18 protein-coding genes and 1 pseudogene are annotated in these 24,351 nt (G+C 33.1%); 14 read left to right on the top strand and 5 right to left on the bottom strand.

What is annotated here, in order from left to right:
- Positions 1–105 precede the first annotated feature (105 nt).
- A complete protein-coding gene (locus tag EDB96_RS19770) occupies positions 106–849 on the bottom strand; it encodes a DUF3298 and DUF4163 domain-containing protein (RefSeq protein ID WP_057115213.1) in 744 nt (247 codons plus the stop codon).
- 104 nt (positions 850–953) lie between these two features.
- On the opposite strand from EDB96_RS19770, the gene EDB96_RS19765 reads away from it, so the two are divergent.
- On the top strand, positions 954–2,096 hold the full coding sequence (locus EDB96_RS19765) for a cystathionine gamma-synthase (protein WP_057115212.1): 1,143 nt from the start codon (positions 954–956) through the stop codon (positions 2,094–2,096).
- Between the two features lie 88 nt (positions 2,097–2,184).
- Here the strand turns inward: EDB96_RS19765 and EDB96_RS19760 are convergent, their stop codons facing one another.
- Complete coding sequence (locus tag EDB96_RS19760; RefSeq protein ID WP_057115211.1) at positions 2,185–2,979, bottom strand: THC0290_0291 family protein; 795 nt, start codon at positions 2,977–2,979, stop codon at positions 2,185–2,187.
- Positions 2,980–3,301: 322 nt separating this feature from the next.
- On the opposite strand from EDB96_RS19760, the gene gdhA reads away from it, so the two are divergent.
- The 5 genes from gdhA (at position 3,302) to EDB96_RS19735 (ending at position 11,845) form a co-directional block, all read left to right on the top strand.
- Positions 3,302–4,645: an NADP-specific glutamate dehydrogenase gene (gene gdhA / locus EDB96_RS19755; protein ID WP_057115210.1), complete on the top strand. Its 1,344-nt coding sequence runs from the start codon at positions 3,302–3,304 to the stop codon at positions 4,643–4,645.
- 127 nt (positions 4,646–4,772) lie between these two features.
- The gene (locus tag EDB96_RS19750) at positions 4,773–7,055 is read left to right on the top strand and encodes a T9SS type A sorting domain-containing protein (protein WP_134142797.1); all 2,283 of its coding nucleotides are present in this window, start codon (positions 4,773–4,775) and stop codon (positions 7,053–7,055) included.
- Between the two features lie 156 nt (positions 7,056–7,211).
- Entirely contained in the window at positions 7,212–7,925 is a 714-nt protein-coding gene (gene recO / locus EDB96_RS19745; RefSeq protein ID WP_134142720.1) for a DNA repair protein RecO, read from the top strand.
- A gap of 130 nt (positions 7,926–8,055) precedes the next feature.
- Positions 8,056–11,457: an isoleucine--tRNA ligase gene (ileS, locus tag EDB96_RS19740; RefSeq protein ID WP_134142719.1), complete on the top strand. Its 3,402-nt coding sequence runs from the start codon at positions 8,056–8,058 to the stop codon at positions 11,455–11,457.
- A 7-nt stretch (positions 11,458–11,464) separates the two neighbouring features.
- The gene (locus EDB96_RS19735; RefSeq protein WP_057115206.1) at positions 11,465–11,845 is read left to right on the top strand and encodes a TraR/DksA family transcriptional regulator; all 381 of its coding nucleotides are present in this window, start codon (positions 11,465–11,467) and stop codon (positions 11,843–11,845) included.
- Between the two features lie 240 nt (positions 11,846–12,085).
- Here EDB96_RS19735 and EDB96_RS19730 read toward each other — a convergent pair whose 3' ends face one another.
- Complete coding sequence (locus EDB96_RS19730) at positions 12,086–12,466, bottom strand: hypothetical protein (RefSeq protein ID WP_057115205.1); 381 nt, start codon at positions 12,464–12,466, stop codon at positions 12,086–12,088.
- Positions 12,467–12,499: 33 nt separating this feature from the next.
- Complete coding sequence (locus EDB96_RS19725; RefSeq protein ID WP_057115204.1) at positions 12,500–12,856, bottom strand: roadblock/LC7 domain-containing protein; 357 nt, start codon at positions 12,854–12,856, stop codon at positions 12,500–12,502.
- A gap of 180 nt (positions 12,857–13,036) precedes the next feature.
- On the opposite strand from EDB96_RS19725, the gene EDB96_RS19720 reads away from it, so the two are divergent.
- The 8 genes and pseudogenes from EDB96_RS19720 to EDB96_RS19685 all read left to right on the top strand — a co-directional run bounded on the left by EDB96_RS19720 (position 13,037) and on the right by EDB96_RS19685 (position 23,914).
- Complete coding sequence (locus EDB96_RS19720) at positions 13,037–13,252, top strand: hypothetical protein (protein WP_057115203.1); 216 nt, start codon at positions 13,037–13,039, stop codon at positions 13,250–13,252.
- A gap of 120 nt (positions 13,253–13,372) precedes the next feature.
- The gene (locus tag EDB96_RS19715; RefSeq protein WP_057115202.1) at positions 13,373–13,969 is read left to right on the top strand and encodes a lipoprotein signal peptidase; all 597 of its coding nucleotides are present in this window, start codon (positions 13,373–13,375) and stop codon (positions 13,967–13,969) included.
- Between the two features lie 142 nt (positions 13,970–14,111).
- Complete coding sequence (locus EDB96_RS19710) at positions 14,112–17,270, top strand: UvrD-helicase domain-containing protein (protein ID WP_134142717.1); 3,159 nt, start codon at positions 14,112–14,114, stop codon at positions 17,268–17,270.
- 82 nt (positions 17,271–17,352) lie between these two features.
- Positions 17,353–18,546, top strand: coding sequence for a glycine C-acetyltransferase (gene kbl, locus EDB96_RS19705; protein ID WP_057115200.1), 1,194 nt, complete (start codon positions 17,353–17,355; stop codon positions 18,544–18,546).
- A gap of 113 nt (positions 18,547–18,659) precedes the next feature.
- Positions 18,660–20,120, top strand: a complete 1,461-nt coding sequence (locus EDB96_RS19700; protein WP_134142716.1) for an OmpA family protein — start codon at positions 18,660–18,662, stop codon at positions 20,118–20,120.
- Positions 20,121–20,183: 63 nt separating this feature from the next.
- Complete coding sequence (locus EDB96_RS19695) at positions 20,184–22,946, top strand: PD-(D/E)XK nuclease family protein (protein ID WP_134142715.1); 2,763 nt, start codon at positions 20,184–20,186, stop codon at positions 22,944–22,946.
- Between the two features lie 297 nt (positions 22,947–23,243).
- Positions 23,244–23,641: pseudogene (locus EDB96_RS21305) on the top strand (ATP-binding cassette domain-containing protein); the annotation flags it as partial.
- Positions 23,633–23,914, top strand: coding sequence for an AAA family ATPase (locus EDB96_RS19685; RefSeq protein WP_243839389.1), 282 nt, complete (start codon positions 23,633–23,635; stop codon positions 23,912–23,914). The pseudogene EDB96_RS21305 and the gene EDB96_RS19685, both read left to right, overlap by 9 nt.
- Positions 23,915–23,920: 6 nt before the next feature.
- On the opposite strand, the gene EDB96_RS21110 is transcribed toward EDB96_RS19685, so the two are convergent.
- Positions 23,921–24,064: a hypothetical protein gene (locus EDB96_RS21110; RefSeq protein WP_157848493.1), complete on the bottom strand. Its 144-nt coding sequence runs from the start codon at positions 24,062–24,064 to the stop codon at positions 23,921–23,923.
- Positions 24,065–24,351 lie beyond the last annotated feature (287 nt).

The raw sequence follows: 24,351 nt of genomic DNA, 5'->3' as shown, positions 1-24,351 counted from the left end.
AAACAAAGTGACAAAGGTTTTTCTGTAGAGACGCACCGCAGTGAGTCTACATCCAGCATATCTACAAAAATTGTGTAGATGCTGAATTTATTTAATCTAAAATATTTAATGAAAATTCAAGTACTTATTGACTTCATCATAAGGGAACAAAATTTCTTTTGGACCATCTGCATATGAAGCGGCTTCGTATGAGTTGTAATATAAAAGCAGACCTTCTGAAGTATAAAATATGTTTTGCGGCAGCTGAAATTTATCATTTTCAAACATTAAACCTGTTGCATTAATATTCGCTTCTGCTGGTATTTTGTATTTTGCCCGAAATGCTTTTTCGGCGAAGGCCTTAAAATCTTTTTCGTTTTTAAATAATTGATTGTTGAATATTGTTTTTCCAGTTTTCGCATTAAATAATAGGGAACGATAACCTTGATAACCATGTGCACCGCCGGTAAAGGTGTAATGATCAATTTTAAGATTTAAAATCGAATCAGATTGAAATTCAACATTGCCAATTATTTTCGCCTCCCATCCAAAAGTGTCATTTGGGAATTTTTGACGCATTTCTTCATACGAAGCAATAAAAGATTTAGACAATGATTTGTAGTCATTGACTTGTGTTGAATCTTCACCAAAAAAAACAATCTCCTTTATTACAGAGAAAACTTTCTTATTAATGCTGTCTGATATTACTTTAATATTTTTGGCAACTGGAACTTCTATTGTGATTTCCGGACAATCAGTTTTGCACGGAATATTAGATTTTTCTTCAAACCTTTCATTCTCAAATGAAAGCTCTTTTTTGCAACTTGTAAAAATCAAACACAAAAAGATTATAAATATGTAATTTTTCATATCAAAAAGTGTTAATTATATACAAAGGTAAGAAGTTGTGTCGCGATAAAATAAATTAAGCGGTAAATTTGTACAACAATTATAGATTTAAAACTTATAACTATATGAAATTTAATACAAAAGTTATACATGGAGGACAGCACCATGATCCATCTACAGGAGCAGTTATGCCGCCAGTATACCAAACGTCAACTTTTATTCAGACAAGTCCAGGGAAACCTTTGGCAGATTACGAATACAGCAGAGCATCAAACCCTACGCGTACAGCATTGGAAGAAGCTTTGGCAAGTATCGAAAACGGAACTCGCGGATTAGCATTTTCGTCTGGTCTTGCAGCAACAGACTGTGTTTTAAGATCTTTTAAAGCGGGTGACGAAATTATTGCAATGGATGATTTATACGGTGGAACTTATAGAATGTTCTCTCGAATTTATAAAGATTCAGGAATTAAATTTCATTTTGTTGATATGACTGATATTGAAAAATTCAAAAGTTTAATCAACGAAAACACAAAATTAATCTGGGTAGAAACGCCGACAAATCCATTGATGAAATTGGCCGATATTCAAGAAATTGCAAAAATTACTCAAGAAAAGAAAATTCTTCTTGCGGTGGACAATACTTTTGCAACGCCATATTTGCAAAAACCATTAGATTTAGGAGCAGATATTGTTATGCATTCAGCAACGAAATATTTAGGAGGACATTCTGATGTTATTGCGGGCGCATTAATTGTAAAAGACAAAGAACTTGGAGAACAACTGCATTTTCAGCAATTTGCAACTGGTGCGACACTTGGACCAATGGACAGTTTTTTAGTTTTAAGAGGAATCAAAACTTTGGCTTTAAGGGTGCAAAGACACTGCGAAAATGGCGAAAAAGTAGTTGAATATTTAAGTAATCACCCAAAAATAAAAACGGTTTATTATCCAGGTTTAAAAAGTCATCCGTTTCACGAAATTGCTAAAAAGCAAATGAAAGCTTTTGGCGGAATGGTTTCGTTTGATTTTAAATCAGGGAAAAAAGAAGATTCAATAGCGTTTTTAGAAAAGCTAAAAGTATTTACTTTGGCAGAATCGCTTGGTGGAGTTGAATCACTAGCCAATCATCCAGCTTTAATGACACACGCATCAATTCCTGCCGATAAAAGAGCAGAAGTTGGTATTACCGATGATTTAGTTCGACTAAGTGTTGGTATTGAAGATGCTGATGATTTAATTGCTGATTTAGAACAGGCTTTATCTTAGAGAGAAATTCCCAAATAAAAAAATCCCAAATTCCAATTGTAATATTTTGGAATTTGGGATTTTTTATATTTTGAGATTTAAAATTCTGTTAGAATTCTAAGTAATAAATATATCCAAAGTTAAACCAAACCTGCCAGTCATTTGATTTGTTTTCTTTGTAAATGTCTTTGTTTGGGTTTAATCCATCAATCCAATCTGAGTTATACATTTGAAAACGAGTTTCAAACATTAAATCACTCATTGTGGTTAATTTATAATGTACTCCAATTGCTGCTGTTGCAGATAATACTACTCCGCTCTCACTAGAAAAACCATGTGCACGACCATCAGATGGGGTCAGGTATTTTCCTGGAGTTACATTTGGAAGAGTTATGTCTCCTAAATGTGAACCGATTTTTGTAGAATAATAGCTTACTTGAAAACCTACACTACCATACGGGCTGAAACTACCAATTGTGTTTTCGAAGTCATGAATTTTCATAAAAGGAGAAAATTCTAATTGAGCTCCAAGACCTAAAGTAGTAGAACTTGCGTGCATGTTTTTAAGCTGCTGGGCAAATAGTCCGTCAGGCTTTCTTTCCACCCACTGGCCATAATGTTTCAAATTAGTTCTGCTGAAAGCAAGTTCAGAGCGCACTTTAAAATGTTCTGTAAAGAAACTTTCTCTGTTATTTGCAGCAGAAAAGTTGATAAAGTGCATAATTCCGATACCAAAACCTGAGTTTCCAACGTTGGTGTCGAAGTTGCTTCTTTCGCCAAAATCGGACTGTAAAGTAACAGGTCCTGCATAGACTCCTATCTCTTGGGCTAGGTTTGATTGCGCTGATGCCGCGGTTGATATACCAAAGAAGGCAAATAATGTGATAAATAGGTGTTTAGACATTTCGTAGGGGCTTACAAATCTCGGCAAATATATAAAAAACCTAATCGATTCAAAATATTAAATCGGTCTATTGAAAAATAACTAGCAAAATACTTAATTTACTAACTTTTAAAAGGCGATTTGCATGTAAACACCTACATGTAAAATGAGTTTTTTTGTAATGCTTGAAAAAAACACAAATCGATTCAAAAAAGTGAAAAATATAACTTCGAATCAGAATTTGATATATCTTTGTGTGTTAAAACGAAAACGTTTTCTTAAACTGATATTTAGGTTGGAAAACTGAAAATTAAATCAAATTATCTGAAAATTTATTTCAAATATGGAACAAAAAATAAATGAATTTATGGCTCTAGTTGAGTCAAAAAATCCAAATGAGCCAGAATTTCTTCAAGCAGTTAGAGAATTTGCAGAAACAGTAATTCCCTTCATATCTGAGCGCAAAAAATATGATGGTAAAAATATACTTCTAAGAATTGCAGAACCAGAACGTTCTATAATTTTTAGGGTTCCTTGGGTAGATGACAAAGGCGAGATCATTGTAAACAGAGGTTTTAGAATTCAAATGAACTCTGCAATCGGACCTTATAAAGGTGGAATTAGATTTCATCACTCTGTAAATTTATCAGTTTTGAAATTCTTGGCTTTCGAACAAGTATTCAAAAACAGTCTTACTACACTTCCGATGGGAGGTGGAAAAGGTGGTTCTGATTTTGATCCAGAAGGAAAATCTGATGCAGAAATTATGCGTTTCTGTCAATCATTTATGACAGAATTATGCCGTCATATTGGTCCAGATCTTGATGTTCCTGCTGGAGATATTGGTGTTGGAGCAAGAGAAATTGGATATTTATTTGGACAATATAAAAGAATCAGAAATGAATTTACAGGAGTTTTAACTGGAAAAGGTTTGGCTTACGGAGGTTCATTAATTAGACCAGAAGCTACAGGATACGGAGTAGTTTATTTTACAGATCAAATGTTACGCACAATTGGCCACGAAGTAAAAGGTAAAAGAGTAGCAATTTCTGGATTCGGAAATGTGGCTTGGGGAGTTGCCTTAAAAGTTAACGAACTTGGAGGAAAAGTTCTTACGATTTCTGGTCCTGATGGATATATTTATGATGAAGAGGGAATCTCTGGCGAAAAAATTGACCATATGCTTGAAATGAGAGCGACTGGAGACAATAGAGCTGAGAGATATTTGGAGAAATATCCAAATGCTGTATTCCATAAAGGGAAAAGCCCTTGGGAAGTAAAAGTAGATATCGCAATTCCATGTGCTACACAAAATGAGTTAAACGGAGATGATGCTCAAAAATTAATCGATAATGGTGTTTTATGTGTTACTGAAGCTGCAAATATGCCTTCTACATTAGATGCTATTAAACTTTTCTTAGATAATAAAGTATTATTTGCTCCAGGAAAAGCGGCAAATGCTGGTGGTGTTGCTGCTTCTGGATTAGAAATGACTCAAAATTCTATCCGTTTAAACTGGACTAGTGAAGAGGTTGATTTACGTTTGAAAGATATCATGGTTGGAATTCACAACCAATGTAAAAAATACGGTGCAGAAGAAGACGGATATGTAAACTACGTAAAAGGAGCGAACATTGCCGGATTTGTTAAAGTTGCCGATGCTATGCTTGCACAAGGTGTAGTTTAAAAATTTAATTGCAATGTTAAAATGCCTTCGATTATCTTTTAGAAGATATTCGGAGGCATTTTTTATTCCACCAAAAATTAAATAATCTCGTTTGTAGTATATTTGTCTATCCGAATACATTATAATGATGAAGAAAATAGCTTTCTGCGTTTTATTTTTAGTACTAATACAATTTTGTCAGGCGCAGAATAAATCGTCTTGGCTGGGATATTTTTCTTTTAATGAAATAAAAGATGTTGCAGAATCTTCAACAACTGTTTTTGCAGCTTCAGAAAATGCATTGTTTTCAAAAAACACCACAACAAATGTTTTAAAAACCACAACTACAGTTGACGGATTATCGGGGCAGACTATTGCTGCAGTTTATTATAGTGAAACATTCAAGAAAACAATAGTCGGTTATGAAAATGGTTTGATGATTTTAATTAACGAAACCGACGGAAGTATATTAAAAATTGTAGATATAATTAATAAGCAGCTGCCGGCAAATTTGAAAAAAATCAATCATTTTATGGAACATAATGGTTTGGTTTATGTTTCGTGCGATTTCGGAATTGTTCAGTTTAATTTAAATACTTCTCAGTTTGGTGATACCTATTTTATTGGTGATAACGGAGCCGAAATTAGTGTCAAACAAACCGCTTTTTTTAATGGATTTATTTTTGCCGCAACTTCCAACGGTATCAGAAGAGCCGATAGTACAAATGCAAATCTTATAGATTACAATCAATGGACAGTTGTGAATACAGGAAATTGGTTTGGTGTAGAAGCTCTGGATACAGAACTTATTGCTGTAAACGATTCTGGATATATTCATCGATTTAATTCCAATACTTTTATAGGTTTCTTCCAGTTGCCTCAAGCTGCAATTGATGTGAGGGCAAAAAATCATAATTTGTTTGTTACAACTGCAAATACAGTGTATGTGTATAATAATCAAATGGTTTTAAATCGACAGATTACAAACACCCAAGTTTTAGATAATACCTTAAATTTTAGCTGTGCGACAGCAGTTGGAGATCAGATTTTCATTGGAACAAAAGAAAAAGGATTGTTTGTTTCTGCACTCAGTAATGCAGCAAGTTTTGAAAACAATACACCAGCAGGGCCAGTAAAAAATAATATTTTTTCAATAGATGTAAGTCCAAATACTTTGTGGGCTGTATATGGGGATTATGACACATCATATGATCCGTATCCTTTAGATAGTTACGGAATTAGCCGATACAATGTTTTAGGGTGGCTGAATATCCCATATTCTGAAGTTTATGATGCGAAATCAATTACGAGAGTGATAATAAATCCAAATAATGAAAAGCAAGTTTATGCTAGTTCCTTCTTTTCTGGATTACTAAAGATTGAAAACGAAGTGCCGAATTTTTTATATGATGAAAAAAACAGCGGCTTAGAATCAATTACAAATGCTGGCGCAGATTATATAGATGTTCGTATAAATGCAAATGCTTTTGATAAATCTGGAAATCTTTGGATTACGAACAGCCGAATTAAAAATGGACTGAAGGTTTTAAAAACAAATGGTCAATGGGGAAGCTACCCAATGACTTCAATTTTTGGTAATGCCGAAAATATTAGTTATTCAAGCATAGCTGTGGATCGAAATAATGTAAAATGGATCGGAACAAATAGAGATGGTGTTGTAGGTTTTAATGAAACTACAAACACATTTAAAAAAATGACTTTCGGCACCGACGTCGGTAATCTGCCAATTGCAGATGTTAGAAGTATAGCACTTGATACAAAAAATCAGCTTTGGATAGGAACTACAAAAGGTTTAAGAGTTTTATCTAATGTTGGAAACTTTCAGTCGGAAAGTCAGTTAAAAGCAAATCCGATAATTATTGAAGAAGATGATTTAGCGCAAGAATTACTTTATGAGCAGTTTATTACATCTATAGCAGTTGATGGAGCCAATAATAAATGGATAGGAACAGCAGATTCGGGAGTTTTTATGGTTTCTCCAAATGGTCAGGAAACCAAATATCATTTTACGATAAATAATTCTCCCTTGCCGAGTAATTATGTAAACGACATTAAAATAAATAGCAAAACGGGAGAAGTCTTTATTGCGACCAATAAAGGAATGGTTTCGTTTAATGGAATAGCAACAGGAGCAAATGATAATTTGAATAATGTTTACATTTATCCAAATCCAGTTCGTCCTGCTTACTCAGGAACAGTGAAAGTTGCTGGTTTAATTGATAAAGCCAATGTCAAAATCACAGATATTGAAGGGAATTTAGTTTTTGAAATAACATCTTCTGGAGGAACAATAGAGTGGGATACAACCGCTTTTGGTAAATATAAAGTAGCTTCTGGCGTTTATATGGTTTTTATATCAGCACAAGACGGCAGCGAAACTAAGGTTAAGAAAGTTATGATTATTCGTTAGTCTGAAAGTGAAAAGTGAAAAGTGAAAAGTAATAAATCTAAGAAGTCTAATATCTAAGAAGTCTAATATCTAAGAAGTCTAATATCTAAGAAGTCTAATATCTAAGAAGTCTAATATCTAAGAAGTCTAATATCTAAGAAGTCAAAAAATCTAAAATTGCTCGTCAAAACCAAAGCCATAGTAATTTCGTCTTTAAAATTTCAGGAAAAAAGCTTGATAGTGAAATGCTTTACACTTTCCAGCGGACTGAAATCTTATTTTGTGCGCGATGCTTTTTCAAGCAGAAAAGCAAGTCAGAAGATTGCTTACTTTCAGCCGTTTTCTATCTTAGAAATTGAAGCGGTTCATAAGAATAAAGGAACCTTAGAGAATTTCAAAGAAATAAAAAGTGCAGTTCCTTTTCAGAGCATTCACACGGATATTGTCAAAAGTACAATGGTGATGTTTCTTTCAGAAATGCTTCATTATTCTATTCAGGAAGAAGAAAAAAACGAACCTCTTTTTGTTTTTTTAGAAACGGCGCTGACATGGCTGGATCATCATGATGAAATTTCTAACTTTCATTTAATAATGCTTTTAGAAATTACAAAATACCTTGGTTTTTATCCTGAACTTTCAGAAGTTGATCTGCCATTTTTTGAAATGAATGAAGGTGTTTTTACGCTTTTCCAAAAAGGAAATGTGCTATCTGAACACGAAACCAATTTGTTTAAAAAACTACTCGATTTAAAATTTGATAATGATCAAAAAGTCTTTAATGTTACAGAGAGACAACTACTGCTGAAAGTTTTAATTGACTATTATAGCCTGCATTTAGAAGGATTCAAAAAACCTAAATCTTTAGAGATTTTAAAAGAAGTTTTCTCTTAAATCAATAAAAAGGCTGTTTTTTGTTGCGGAATCTACTAGAAATTTCTTTAAACCAGTCTTTTTTCCGTTATCTTTTATCTATTTTCCTCAAAATTCCTTACTTTCGCACCTCGTTTAAGAAAAGGATAAAATGAGTACAAAATTTACTGAATACAAAGGACTTGACTTGCCAGCTGCAGCGTCAGAAGTTCTTGATTTTTGGAAGAAAGAAAATATATTTGAAAAGAGTGTTACAACTCGCGAAGGTGCTGAGCCTTTCGTATTTTTTGAAGGTCCGCCTTCAGCAAACGGATTACCAGGAATTCACCACGTAATGGCGCGTGCGATTAAAGATATTTTTTGCAGATATAAAACTCAAAAAGGTTTTCAGGTAAAAAGAAAAGCCGGCTGGGATACTCACGGTTTACCTGTAGAATTGGGTACCGAAAAAGAACTTGGAATTACAAAAGAAGATATTGGTAAAACCATTTCTATCGAAGAATATAACGAAGCGTGTAAAAAAACCGTTATGCGTTATACTGACGTGTGGAATGACTTGACCGAAAAAATGGGTTATTGGGTTGATATGGAAGATCCGTATGTAACTTATAAGCCAAAATACATGGAATCTGTTTGGTGGCTTTTGAAACAAATCTACGATAAAGGTTTGTTGTACAAAGGATACACAATTCAGCCGTATTCTCCAAAAGCAGGAACAGGATTATCTTCTCACGAAGTAAATCAGCCTGGAGCTTATAGAGATGTTACCGATACTACGATTGTTGCACAATTCAAAACTTTACCAGAAACACTGCCAAGCTTTTTACAAGGTTTTGGAGATATTCACATTTTAGCGTGGACAACAACTCCTTGGACATTACCGTCAAACACAGCTTTAACCGTTGGACCAAAAATTGATTATGTTTTAGTAAAAACTTTCAATCAATATACTTTTGAGCCAATTAATGTGGTTTTGGCTAAAAACTTAGTTGGAAAACAATTCGGTAAAGGATTTTTCTTAAGTGAAGACGATGCTGATTTTGATAACGTTAAAAACGGCGACAAAAAACTTCCATACAAAATCTTAACCGAAGCAAAAGGGGCAGATTTAGTAGAAATCCGTTACGAGCAACTATTGCCTTATGTATTGCCATATCAAAATGCTGAAAATGCATTTAGAGTAATCGCTGGTGACTTCGTAACAACAGAAGACGGAACAGGAATTGTACACACAGCGCCAACTTTTGGTGCAGATGATGCCAAAGTAGCAAAAGAAGCAAAGCCAGAAGTACCGCCAATGTTGGTTTTGGATGAAGAAGGAAATGCAGTTCCGTTAGTAGATTTACAAGGAAAATTCACTTCTCATTTAGGAGATTTAGCTGGTAAATACGTTAAAAACGAATATTACGATGCTGGACAAGCTCCGGAGAAATCTGTAGATGTTGAAATTGCTATTCGATTAAAAGAAGAAAATAAAGCCTTTAAGGTTGAAAAATACGTACATAGTTATCCACACAGCTGGAGAACTGATGAGCCGTTATTATATTATCCGCTAGATTCTTGGTTCATTAAAGTAACCGATGTAAAAGATAGAATGTTCGACCTGAACGAAACTATCAACTGGAAACCTAAGTCTACCGGTGAGGGGCGTTTTGGAAATTGGTTGAAAAATGCCAACGACTGGAATTTATCTCGTTCTAGATATTGGGGAATTCCGTTGCCAATCTGGAGAACAGAAGATAAAAAAGAAGAAATTATTATCGGCTCTGTTGAAGAATTGTACAATGCGATTGAGAAATCTATCGAAGCTGGTTTTCAAAAAGAAAACCCATTTAAAGGTTTCGAAGTTGGAAACATGTCTGAATCAAATTATGATTTAATCGATTTGCATAAAAATGTAGTCGATCAAATTACTTTGGTTTCGGCTTCTGGCCAGCCAATGAAACGCGAAAGCGATTTAATTGACGTTTGGTTCGATTCTGGAGCAATGCCTTATGCACAATGGCATTATCCTTTTGAGAACAAAGACAAAATCGACGAGAACAAAGATTTCCCAGCGAATTTTATCGCTGAAGGAGTAGATCAGACTCGTGGATGGTTCTATACGTTACATGCTATCGGAACTTTGGTTTTTGATAAAGTAGCTTATAAAAATGTCGTTTCAAACGGTTTGGTTTTAGATAAAAACGGAATAAAAATGTCTAAGAGTAAAGGAAATACTATAGACCCGTTTAAAACTATTGAAGAATACGGTCCTGATGCCACACGCTGGTACATGATCATGAATGCCAATCCGTGGGATAACTTAAAGTTTGACCTTGAAGGAATTGCTGAGGTTCGTCGTAAATTCTTTGGAACATTATACAACACTTATTCATTCTTTTCGTTATATGCAAATATCGATGGATTTAAATACGCTGAAGCGGAAATTCCGTTAAACGAAAGACCAGAAATCGATCAATGGATTATTTCTGAACTTCATACTTTAATCAAATTTGTTGATGAATGTTATGAAGATTATGAGCCGACAAAAGCTACAAGAGCAATTTCTGACTTCGTTCAGGAAAACTTAAGTAACTGGTACGTTCGTTTATGCCGTCGTCGTTTCTGGAAAGGTGAATATGCTAAAGATAAAATTGCAGCTTACCAAACGCTTTATACTTGCTTGTTAACAATCAGCAAATTAAGCGCTCCAGTCGCTCCTTTTTTCATGGATAAATTGTACAGAGATTTAACAGCTTCGACGGGAACCGAGGATTTTGCTAGTGTTCACTTGGCTGAATTCCCAAAATTTGTCGAAAACTTTGTTAATAAAACGTTGGAAAGCAAAATGCAGAAGGCGCAAACCATCTCATCTTTGGTTTTATCACTTCGTAAAAAAGAGATGATCAAAGTACGCCAGCCTCTGCAAAAGGTAATGATTCCAGTACTTGACGAGAATCAGAGAGTTGAAATTGAAGCAATTTCTGACTTAGTAAAAGCTGAGGTAAACGTGAAAGAAATTGAACTTTTAGACGATGCTTCTGGTATTTTAGTAAAGCAGATTAAACCTAATTTTAAGGCACTTGGGCCACGTTTTGGAAAAGATATGGGCTTGATTTCTAAGGAAATACAAGGTTTTTCTGCAGATCAGATCAATCAGTTAGATAAGCAGGGAACGTTGGATATTGTTATTTCTGGAAATAATGTAACTTTATCATTAGAAGACGTCGAAATAACATCACAGGATATTGAAGGATGGCTGGTTGCTAATTCAAACGGAATTACAGTTGCGCTTGACATAACAATATCTGAAGAATTAAAAAATGAAGGTATTGCAAGAGAATTAGTAAATAGAATTCAGAATATCCGTAAAGATTCAGGATTTGAGGTTACTGATAAGATTAAAGTACAAATAAAAAGAGATGGTAATTTAGAAGAAGCCGTTTCAAAAAATGAAGACTATATTAAGTCTGAAACATTAACAGACGACTTAGTTTTTGTAGACGCTTTAGAAAACGGCACAGAAATTGAGTTTGATGATATTAAAACAATGATATTAATTTCAAAATAGTTATAAAATGATAGATGAAATTACAAGATACTCTGATGCAGATTTAGCAGAGTTCAAAGAGATAATCCAAGCAAAAATACAAAAAGCGCAAGCAGATCTTGATTTAATTAAGAGTGCTTATATGAACGACTTAAATAACGGTACAGACGATACTTCTCCAACTTTCAAAGCTTTTGAGGAAGGAAGTGAAACTATGTCTAAAGAAGCAAACTCTCAGTTGGCTATTAGACAAGAAAAGTTTATCCGTGATTTAAAAAACGCGCTTTTCCGTGTAGAAAACAAAACTTACGGTATTTGCAAAGTAACAGGTAAATTGATTAGCAAAGAAAGGCTTAAAATAGTTCCTCATGCAACAATGAGTATCGAAGCTAAAAACTTGCAAAGATAAAATTCACTGAAATAAAAAAATAAGCGCTCCTTTTAGGGGCGTTTTTTTGTTTAATCTTTTAGAATCAATCTAAGTAAGTGTTGGTTTGTCTTTTGAAAGAAATGGATTATTTTTAAGCTGACTGCTTTTAAAAGGAAGGGTTTGAATTTTGTAAGAATAAAATAGGCAGACAATTTGGGGCTGCGAAAAAGAAAATTAGAACTATCTCGATTAGAGATAGTTCTAAAATAGAGTAATAATTTATGCTAGATTTTTTTCAACTTCAGCTTTGTGCTTTCTTAAAATAGCTCTAGTCATACCTAAGTTTGCTTTTGAAGCATCTGCAGCAAGGTAGATCATAAATTTTTTGTTTGGAGAAATATCGATAATGTGAATTTGATTCGATAAAGTAATCAAAATATCTTCGATGTCTTGGTTTAAGTTTAAGGCTTTTACAGCGCTTAATTTAGCTTTTACAACTTCTAAGTTATAAGCAGCAGCAAGTTCTGGGTCAAAACTTGGGTCGATTGTTAAGTTTCCAAAACTTAATCCAGATTCAATTTCTGTTACAGCGACAGCGATAAAGCCGTTTACGTTGGTTTTCATTTCATTTAAAAACACGTTTAAAAAATCATTACTCATAATTTAGTGGGTTTGTTTGTTAATAGATTTATGTTATTTCAATAGGGAATTTTTACTTAATTCAGCAGATACTTCTTCTGTTGAGCGCATCAACAATGCAAGGTTGCTTCCTTCTTTAGAAAAAGCAACAATAAAATTGGAGCCGCTTATTTTGTTTCCGACGATAACTCCTTCTGAGCTTTTTAGATATAATTGTTTTAAAGAACCTTTTTCTAAATCAATTAAAAATTTTTCGCTCATTGATAAAATTGCGGCACTCATCGCTGCAATACTGTCTCCGTAGTCTAAATTTAAGGAAGTGATTAATTTTCCCTTTCCGTTTAAAATTAATGCTGCGGTTGATTTTGTGCTGACAAGAAAGTCATTTAGAATAGTGGTGATTTCATTCATGATTTGTAGGATTTTGGGAGGAATGTTAAATTCAGTTCATTTTGGTATTTGTTTTTTAAATTAATAGCTAATTTTCCTAAACAACTGTTAATTTTATTTAACAAATATAAATTAATTTATGTATCATTGTAATACCAAATCATTAATAATTTAAATTATTTACTGTAAAAAACTTACATTATGGCTAAAGTGTTGAAATTCAAAGATGTAAATTCTGATGTAGAGCGCAGAATGAAAGATTTTGAAAAACTGCGTATCAAGTTTAAAGCAGATGTAAAAAAAGGGGAAGCTAAAAAGCTTGCTGCCGGAAAAGAGAGCAAAGGAATATTCAAATCTATTTCTGATTTTTTCTCCGACAGTCCAAAAACTCCAGCGAAAGCTCCTGTAAAAAAGTAAACTTTATTAGGTTTAGATTAGCAGATAAACTTTGTTTAGTTTCTTAGAAAAGAATTAACGCTCCATTAGGAGCGTTTTTTTTGATTTAATTGTTATTTTTGCCCATCAAAAATTCATAAAATGTCATTACGAAAAGCGTATTTCCTTATATTTTTAGTTTTAATCGTTGATCAGCTTTCTAAAATCTATGTCAAAACAAATTTCATTCTTGGAGAAGAAGTAGTTATTTTTGATTGGTTTAGAATTCATTTTATTGAAAATGAAGGTATGGCTTGGGGAACAAAAATACCTGGAGAATACGGAAAATTAATTTTAACTGTTTTCAGGATTTTTGCAGTTTTCGGAATTGGCTGGTGGCTTTCTGATGCCATAAAAAAACGTCATTCGACTTATTTGATAGTTGCTATTGCATTAATCTTTGCAGGTGCGGCAGGAAATATTATTGATTCTGTTTTTTACGGAGTTATTTTTGATGACAGTACTCATAATTTAGCAACCATTTTTTCTCCAGCTCCATACGGAACTTGGTTTCATGGTTTAGTAGTAGATATGTTTTATTTCCCTATTTGGGAAGGAAATCTTCCAACTTGGCTTCCAATTTTCGGTGGTAAACATTTTGCTTTTTTTAATGCTATTTTTAATGTTGCCGATATGGCAATTTCTACAGGAGTAGGTATACTTTTGGTTTTTAATAAAAGAGCTTTTCCAAAACACTAATTATTTTTAAAAATACAATATAAAAAATTCCAAATTCCAATTTTTGAAGCGCTAATTGCAAACAAAAATTGGAATTTGGAATTTTTCATTATTGGGATTTAATATTTAATTATGCTATTTTTACAATACTAAAACCAAACTTATGCAAAGTCCGTCTTTCTCCATTTATGATGCTTCTGCGGGATCAGGAAAGACATATACATTGGTTAAAGAATATCTCAAAATTATTCTTTCCTCTCCAAAAAACGATGCATATCGAAATATTCTAGCGATAACATTCACCAATAAAGCGGTTCATGAAATGAAAAGCCGTATTGTTGGAAGTTTGTCTGAGTTTGCAAAAGACGATCCGTCTCCAAAGGCAGCTGATTTAATGGAAGATCTTTCGCGTGATACGGGACTTTCAATTATTAAAATCAAAACCAAATCGCAGCAAATCATAAAGCACTTAATTCATAATTATGCAGCTTTTGATATTTCTACAATTGATAAATTTACGCATAAAGTTATCCGTGCCTTTGCGCATGACTTAAATCTTCCTATGACTTTTGAAGTGACGCTGGATACCGAAAACTTATTGGTAGAAGCTGTTGATGCAATTATAGCCCAAGCTGGTGAAGATGAAACGTTGACCAAATTACTCATCGATTTTACAATGGAAAAAACCGATGATGATAAAAGCTGGGATGTATCGCGTGAAATTTTGGATACAGGGAGATTGGTTTTAAATGAAAATAACCGAAATGAGATTCTGCATTTTCAAGACAAAACAATCGAAGAGTTTGTTGAGATTAAACAAAAAATGCAGACGCTTTGCAAAGAATTAGAATCTAAGAATGCAGAACTAGCTTCTAAAGCAATTGAATTAATTGATAAAAACGGAATTGATCCAAAATCATTTTCTCGAGGAACTTTTCCAAATCACTTAGAAAGTATTCGAGACGGAAAATTCAATCCGAAAAATAAAACTTTTCATGAGTTTGATGATATTGCGATTAATAAGACTGCAAAAGACAGAGCGTTAATAGAAAATATTATTCCAGAGTTGCTTCAAATTTTGAAGGAGGTATATAAAAACTTTGAGAAAAGGGATTTTTACAAAGCCTTTTTAAAAAATATCACACCGCTTTCGCTTCTTAACACTGTAAGTAATGAATTGGCTAAAATTCAATCTGAGCAAAATATCTTGTCTATTTCAGAATTCAATGCCATTATTCACCGCGAAATTCAGAATCAGCCCGCGCCATTTATTTACGAACGTTTAGGAGAACGCTATCGTCATTTTTTTATTGATGAATTTCAAGATACTTCTGAAATGCAATGGCAGAATTTAATTCCGTTAATTGATAATTCGCTTTCTGGTTTAGACGATTTAGGAAATAAAGGAACATTGATGATTGTTGGCGATCCTAAACAGTCGATTTATCGCTGGCGCGGCGGTAAAGCAGAGCAGTTTATTGAATTGAGTAAAGATGTAAATCCGTTCAATAACCCAGATAAGGCAATTAAGCATTTAAATACCAATTATCGAAGCTACAGCGAAGTTATAGAGTTCAATAATGCATTTTTTAAATTGATCTCGGCTGAATTTTCAAACGAAGATTATAAAGATTTATACGAAAATCATAGTTTTCAGAATATAAATTCAAAAAACGGAGGTTACGTCAATATTTCATTTCTACCGGTCGTTGATAAAAATGATTTTGCTGATGATGAAGAAGCTGTAGAGAAATCTGATTTGTATGTCTTAGCGACTTTAAATACCATTCAAGAAGTGGTAAAACAAGGTTTTGAATATAAAGATATTGTAATTCTGACCCGAAAAAGAGATCAGGGAATTGCAGTTGCTAATTATTTAACCGAACAAGGAATTCCGCTTTTGTCTTCAGAAACTTTGATGATACAAAATGCGGCAGAAGTTCGCTTGATAGTTCATTTACTTCGATATTTGAATAACAGTGCAAATTTAGAATCAAAAGCTAATTTTCTTCATTTCTTGGCTTCAACTAAAGATTTGGCAATGCCAGTTCATGATTTTATAGCTAAAGGGATGAGTTATAGATTTGAGAAAGAATTTGAAGAATGGCTTTTAACTTTTGATGTTTCTTTTTCTTTTGAAGATGTGCGAAAAAAATCTCTTTACGAGGCGGTTGAAATTATCATTTCTAAATTTATTCTTCCTTCAGAAGGAAATGCTTATGTTCAGTTTTTTCTGGATATTGTTTTAGAGCGTGATATTCGAAATCAATCCGGAGTCGCAGATTTTTTAGTTTTCTGGGATAAAAATGCAGAGAAATTTAGTATTCCGTCGCCGGAAGGAAATAATGCGGTTCGTATTATGACAATTCATAAATCGAAAGGTTTGGAATTTCCTGTTGTAATTATGCCTTTTGCCGATGAAGATTATAATCGTAAACCAAAAGATAAATTATGGCTCGACACTGAAGAAACGAATTTAGGGGTTCCGAAAGCACTGGTGGATAATAGCAGTGTTGTGGAGAGTTTTGGTGAAAGTGCTTCTGCAGTTTTCAACTTGAAAAAGCAAGAAGAATTATTGGACAATATCAATGTTTTGTACGTTGCGTTAACTCGTGCTGAAGAACAATTGTATGTGATTTCTCAATCGCTGAAAGCAAAAAATGACGGTGAATATCCAAATAATATGGCTTCATTCTTTATTAAGTATTTAATTAATGAAGGGATTTATGATGAGGAGAAACTGAATTATGAATTTGGGAATAAATTAAGACTTTCAAAAAACACAAAAACGGTTGATTTAGTAAAATCGATTCCAGTTGTAAAAGAAGTTTTAAATCCTAAAAATATTAAAATTGCCCAGCGTGAAGCTTTAATGTGGGGAACGCATCAACAAGAGGCGATTTCGTATGGAAATATTGTCCATGAGATTTTGGCTTTTGTTAAAGATAAATCAGACATTGATCTGGCGGTAACAAAATCACTCGAAAATGGGTTAATTACTTTTGATCAAGTCGAGCAAGTATTGCAGACTTTAAGAGAAATTGTAAATCATCCTGAATTATCCATTTGTTTTAATGGAAATGATACTGTTTTGAATGAGCAGACCATTGTTCAAAAAGAAGGAAGAATTTTAAAACCAGATCGTATTGTATTTTTAGAGAATAAAGAAGCTTATCTTTTGGATTATAAAACGGGCGCAGTTAATGCGAAATATCAAAATCAAATTCAAGAATATCAGGATGCAATTGAAGATTTAGGATACAAAGTGTTAAAAAAAGCATTGGTATATATTGGTTCGGAAATTGAAGTGGTAAATTTGTGAAAAAATTAATCAGATGTTAAAGAAATAACGAAGCTTTAATTTTGTTAAGTTGTTAATTTTTAACGTTTTAAATATATAAAAAATGTACGGTAAAATTAAAGAGCATCTGCAAAGCGAGCTGCAGACAATCGAAGAAAATGGAATTTTTAAAAAGGAGAGAATTATTACATCTCCTCAAGGTGCTGAAATTAAAATTTCAACAGGAGAAACAGTTTTAAATTTTTGTGCCAATAACTATTTGGGACTTTCGTCTCATCCAGAAGTTGTGCAGGCTGCGAAAGATGCGATGGATACTCATGGTTTCGGAATGTCATCTGTTCGTTTTATCTGTGGGACGCAAGATATTCATAAGACTTTAGAAAAAAAGATTGCTGATTTTTATGGTACAGAAGATACTATTTTATATGCAGCTGCATTCGATGCAAATGGAGGTGTTTTCGAACCTTTACTTGGTGAAAATGATGCAATTATTTCTGACAGCTTGAATCACGCTTCTATTATTGATGGTGTTCGTCTTTGTAAAGCAGCACGTTACCGTTATGAAAATAACAATATGGAAGATTTAGAGCAACAGCTAATTAAAGCTAACGAAGCTGGAGCTCGTTTTAAACTTATTGTGACAGATGGTGTGTTCTCTATGGACGGCTTAGTTGCGCCTTTAGATAAAATTTGCGATTTAGCAGATAAATATGATGCGATGGTTATGGTTGATGAATGCCATGCAGCCGGATTTATTGGTGCGACGGGAAAAGGAACGCTTGAAGCAAAAGGAGTGATGGGAAGAGTCGATATTATAACAGGAACACTTGGAAAAGCCTTAGGTGGTGCAATGGGCGGATATACAACGGCTAAGAAAGAAATCATTGAATTACTGCGCCAAAGATCGAGACCTTATTTGTTTTCAAATTCTTTAGCACCAGCAATTGTTGGAGCTTCAATAAAAGTTTTTGAATTATTAGAAAAAGATACAACGCTTCGCGATAAACTAGAATGGAATACTAACTATTTTAAAGAAGGTATGAAAAAAGCGGGTTTTGATATTATCGATGGAGATTCTGCTATTGTTCCAGTAATGTTATACGATGCAAAATTGTCACAAACGATGGCAAATGAACTTTTAAAGCAAGGAATTTATGTTATTGGTTTTTTCTTTCCTGTTGTTCCTAAAGAAAAGGCTAGAATACGCGTACAGCTGTCTGCAGCGCATGAAAAAGAACACTTGGATAAGGCTATAAATGCGTTCACAGTTGTCGGTAAAATGTTAAAAGTTATATAATTACCACTTTGGTCAAATTTTTGTAGGTTTTTTTTAACATTTCATTTTGTATTTAAAAAATTTGGTGTTACTTTTGCTTGTAATTAACTAAATTGTAATTAAAAAAATTAAGTATGAAACATCTTAACAAACTTTTAGTTGCTGTATTGATGGCGATGGGTTTAAGTTCTCACGCACAAGACAGTAACAATCCATGGGCGATCTCTTTCGGGGTTAATGCTGTGGATACAAGGACTAGTTCGGGTTCAGGAAGTGGATTTTTTGATCAGCACTTCTCTCAACCATTCGCTGTAAAAGACAACTGGAACATTCTTCCTTCTTTATCTTACATTGGTGTGTCTAGATATGTAGGCAGTGGTTTCTCTGTAGGTTTACAAGGATCTGTAAACAAAATTGATAAATTTGTCGTTTTTAATCAAACTGTAGGAGGTGATTCTAGAGGAAACGATGTAGTTAATCCTGGTGATTTAATGTACTATGGGATTGACGCTACTATCAAATACAGTTTTCAAGAACTAATTAAATCTAAAGTGGTTGATCCTTCGTTATCTGTTGGTGGAGGTTATACTTTCTTCGGTGATAGCAGCTATGGAACAGTTAATCCAGGTGCTGGAATAACTTTTTGGTTTACAGATGCAATTGGTCTTGAACTTGCTACAAAATACAAATGGGCTGTTAGTGGTGAAAGACAAGATGCTTCTGGTGCTCCAGATGCTGTATCTCACTTTCAACACACTGCAGGTCTAGTTTTCAAATTCGGAGGTAAAGATACTGACGGAGACGGAATCTATGATAAAGACGATGCTTGTCCAGATGTTGCTGGTTTAAAACAATTCAACGGATGTCCTGATACTGACGGAGACGGAATCGTTGATGCTTCTGACGCTTGTCCAGATGTATTTGGTTTAGCTGCATTAAACGGATGTCCTGATACTGATGGAGACGGAATTGCTGATAAAGATGATGCTTGTCCAGATGTTGCTGGTTTAGCTGCTTTAAAGGGTTGTCCTGATACTGACGGAGACGGAATCGCTGATAAAGATGACAAATGTCCTACAGTTGCTGGTCCTAAAGAAAACGGTGGTTGCCCATTCTTAGACGCTGACAAAGATGGTGTTGCTGATAAAGATGATGACTGTCCAACAGTTTATGGTCCTGCTAGTAACAGAGGATGTCCAGAAGTAACTTCTGAGGCATTAGAAGATCTTAAAGTTCAAGCTAGAGCAATCTACTTCAACTCAGGAAAAGCTACTTTCAAAACTGGTGACAAAGAAACTCCAGCTAGATTAGATGCTATTAAAGAAATCCTTAAAAACTATCCAAACGCGAAATTCTCTATTGAAGGACACACAGATAGTACAGGTTCTGCAAAAATCAACCAAAAATTATCTGAAGACAGAGCTGCTGCTGTATTAAACGCTTTAATCCAAAGAGGTGTTAATCCAGAGAACTTAGAGTCTAAAGGATTTGGTTCTAGCCAACCAGTTGCAAGTAACAAAACTGCTGCAGGTAAAGCTCAAAACAGAAGAACAGAAATTAGACACATTGGTTCTAAATACCAAGGTAAAATCTAATTTACTTTCTAAATAAAAAGGAAAAGCCATTCTTAATTGAATGGCTTTTTTTATTTTTATACTATGATAAATACTTCTTTTCTTCAAAAAATAGCTGGTGTTGTAATTCAAGATTACGCACTGAAACTTTCAGAAATAACTATAATTCTTCCAAATAAAAGAGCTAAAGTTTTTTTGATTGATGCTCTTAAAAAAGAAACTGATAAAACTATAATTGCACCTGAAATTACAAGTATTGAAGATTTTGTACAAGATGTCGCTTCAATTCGCTCTATTGATTCAATTGAACTTTTATTTGAATTTTATGAGGTTTATTTATCGGTTACAGAGAAAAAGAATCAGCAGTCATTTGAATTGTTTGCAAATTGGGGGAAAACGCTCCTTCAAGACTTTAATGAAATTGATAGATATCTTTTAGATCCTTCACATGTTTTGTCTTATTTAAAAGATATTGAAGACATAAAAAAATGGGGATTAGAAGTGGATCAAAAAACAAAACTTTTAGAAAATTACATTGATTTCTGGAAGCTTCTTCCTTTGTATTATGATTCGCTTTATAATCATTTGTTGTTTAAATCTATTGGGTACCAGGGACTAGTTTATAGAGAAGCGGTCAATAATTTGAATCATTTTTCAAATACTATCGGTAATCGAATTTTTATTTTCGCAGGATTTAATGCTCTAAATGCTGCTGAAGAAAAAATTGTACAGCATTTATTAGCTTTAGGTCAGGCTAAAATTTATTGGGATGCCGATCAAACTTTTCTCAATGATCCATATCATGATGCGGGACTTTTTTTAAGACGTTTTAAAGAAAGTTGGAAACATTACAAATCAAATATCTTTGAATGGATTGTGGATGATTTTTCGCAATCAAAAAATATCCAGATTATTGGAACTCCTAAAACTATAGGGCAGGCAAAATTAACAGGAAGTATAATTGAAGATTTAATAAACAATGATCCTGCGGCGTCTTTAGACAAAGTAGCCGTTGTGCTAGGTGAGGAAAATTTATTGATTCCAGTTTTATATTCACTCCCTTCTTCTGTTGGATTTTTAAACATTACCATGGGATATTCGGGTAAAAATAATCCATCTCAAATTTTAGTTGCCAAGTTGTTTAAAATGCATACTAATGCGCTTTCGCGTAAGGGAGGCAGTTATGTTTTTTATTATAAAGATTTATTGGATGTTTTAACACATCCATTAGTAGAGCCTTATGCAAATGCTCAAATGTTGGTAAAAATTATCAAAGAGAATAATTATACTTTTATTACGCATCATAAAATTTTAGAGCTTCATCCAAGTCCTTCTCATTTTTTTAATTTGTTGTTTGAAAAATGGGAAAATGGTTCTGTTGCAGTTTTAAAGAATATTTCGGCATTGCTAATTGTTATAAAGGAACATTTCAGTAATGATAATGAACAGGAGAAAATTGCAAAAGCATTTGTTTACGGAGTTTTTAAAGTCATAAATAAACTAATAAATTACTACTCCAAACATTATCATATCGTTAATATAGATACGCTTCACGCCATTTACAAACAGATTATAGATTTAGCAGAAGTATCTTTTGAAGGTGAGCCTTTAAGAGGTTTGCAGATTATGGGAGTTTTAGAAAGCCGTGTTTTAGATTTTGAAACAGTTATTATAACATCAATGAATGAAGGAAAATTTCCAGCAGGAAAATCTCAGAATTCATTTATTCCGTATGATGTAAAACGAGAATTAGGGCTGCCGACTTTTACAGAGAAAGATGCGATCTACACCTACCATTTTTATCATTTATTACAAAGAGCTAAGAACATATATCTCATTTATAATACTGAAAATGATGGTTTAGATGCTGGTGAAAGAAGTCGTTTCATTACACAGTTAGAAGTTGAAAAACAGAGAAATCATAATCTTACGTTTGATATCTATAATCCGGTACTTCCTAATACGGCTTACGAACCTATTTCGGTTGCTAAATCGGAATCAGTAATGGAGCGTTTAAAGGAAATAGCAATAACAGGTTTTTCACCGTCGGCATTAACAAGTTACATCCGAAATCCGATTGAGTTTTATTTTCAGAAAGTCTTGAGGATTCGAGAAGTGGAGGAAGTGGAAGAAAATATCGCTTTAAATACTTTAGGAACTATCATTCATGAAACTTTAAAGGCACTTTATGAACCTTTTATTGGTGAATTTATTTCAGAGAATAATATTTTAAACTGCTTTAAATTATTGGATGATGAAGTTCTTAAGCAGTTTAAATTGGTTTATAAAGAAGGAGAGATCAAAAAAGGACGAAATCTGCTGGCTTTTGAGGTCGCTAAACGAAATGTCTCTAATTTTTTAAGAATGGAATTAGAATCTGTTAAAAATGATGAAGCGATTCAGATTATTGCTCTAGAGCAGACTTTTGAGCGTGAATTTGTTCATCCGAAACTTCCATTTCCTATTTTGATAAAAGGAAATGTGGATCGTATTGAGAAACGTGACGGGAAAATTAGAATTATCGATTATAAGACAGGAAAAGTTGAGAAGTCGAATGTTGTGCTGAAAACATGGAATGGATTGACACAAGAGCTTAAAAATGATAAAATTATTCAAGTATTAGCATACGCTTTCATGTTTGAGAAAGAAGCTGGAGGGCTTCCGATCGAAGTCGGGATTATTTCTTTTAAAAATCTCAAATCTGGTTTTTTACCTTTCGGGTTTAAAGAAGATAAAGATTTAAAAGCTATTGTGACATCAGAAATACTGAATTCTTATTTAGATGAAATTGCGAATTTGTTAAGTGAGATTTTTGATATAGCTATTCCATTCGAAGAAAAAATTTAAACGGCTTATCAGAAAAATTTGGAACATATTTGAGTTTTATAAAACAACTTTAATTATAAATTTAGTTGTTTCTATTCCTGCAATCCTTTTTGGAAGCGTTAATTATTTTCTGTTTATTCTCGCTACAATTGGGTTTTTATCCAGTATAGGATTTAAGGAATTGTATCGTAAAAGCGAATATTTATTTTATGCTAACAACGGAATTTCAAAAAATAAACTTCTCTTTTATAGTTTTTTAATGAATATTTTCTTCATTGTTCTATTTGGAATTGTAGTAATCTTTATTCAAAAAATATATTGAAAAAACATATTTTAGAAGTTAGCGGTATTCAAAAAAAGTTTAGTGATAAACTTGTACTTTCAGATATTTATTTGAAAATTGGAACAGGTGAAATAGTAGGTCTGCTCGGACATAACGGTTCTGGCAAATCGACTTTATTAAAAATTATCTCTTGTAATTTAACTGCTTCGGATAAAAGTATATTTATTGATGGAGTTTCAAGGAATGTTCAGAGTTGGTCAATGAAATTAGTTATATGTGTCAAGATCAATTTATTCCAAACCATTTGTCCGTATTAAGGACAATTGAATTATCAGTCGCTAAACAAAAATTGAATCTTTTTTATGAAGATGACTTCCTAAAACCTTTTTTAAGACAAAAAATCAAAAACCTATCATTTGGAGAATTGCGATATCTTCAAGTAAAATTAGTCCTTTTTAATTCGTCGAAATTTATTCTTTTAGATGAACCGTTCAGCGGATTGTCACCAAAAATAATTGAAATTATAGTTCAGTTAATTAAAGAAAATTCTCGAGAAAAAGGAATTCTCATAACCGATCATCAATACGAAAATGTGATGAAAATTTCAACAATATTGTTATTGTTGAAAGGCGGTAAGTTGCATAAAATCAATGAAAAAGCCGAACTAGTAAAAAATGGTTATCTAACACGTCCGGCTGATTTTTAAAAGCTATTAGCTAAATATTTTTTTAAAGAAACCTTTTTTAGTATTTTCTTCTGCATTTGTAGTATTGATGTTTCCGTTTTCAATACGAAATCTTCTAAACTTCATCAATTTTACATTTAGGTCAAAGCGTAATTCGTCAACAGTTTTCATTTGTATAAATTTTTTGCAAATCTATATAAAAACTTTTGGGTAATGCAACAATCTCTATATGTTAATTTTAGAATTGAGTTTTATCAAATGAAATGTTACGATTTTAGTATAATATGTTTTTTCTGTTAATTTTTTTTAAATATTTTATCCGAAAAAAGACGATTAATTATGCTATAAATAAAAGTGGCTCAGGATGTTATATCGGCTGTTTTTTTAACAAGTGTTTAGGCGACAATTGTTAATATTGAAATATCTTTGACGCTTCCAAAACATGACAAATAAAGAAT

Source organism: Flavobacterium sp. S87F.05.LMB.W.Kidney.N (genome assembly GCF_004366435.1).
Lineage (GTDB): Bacteria > Bacteroidota > Bacteroidia > Flavobacteriales > Flavobacteriaceae > Flavobacterium.
The sequence above is the reverse complement of the archived record's forward strand: the minus strand, read 5'-3'. Positions and strand labels throughout refer to the sequence as shown.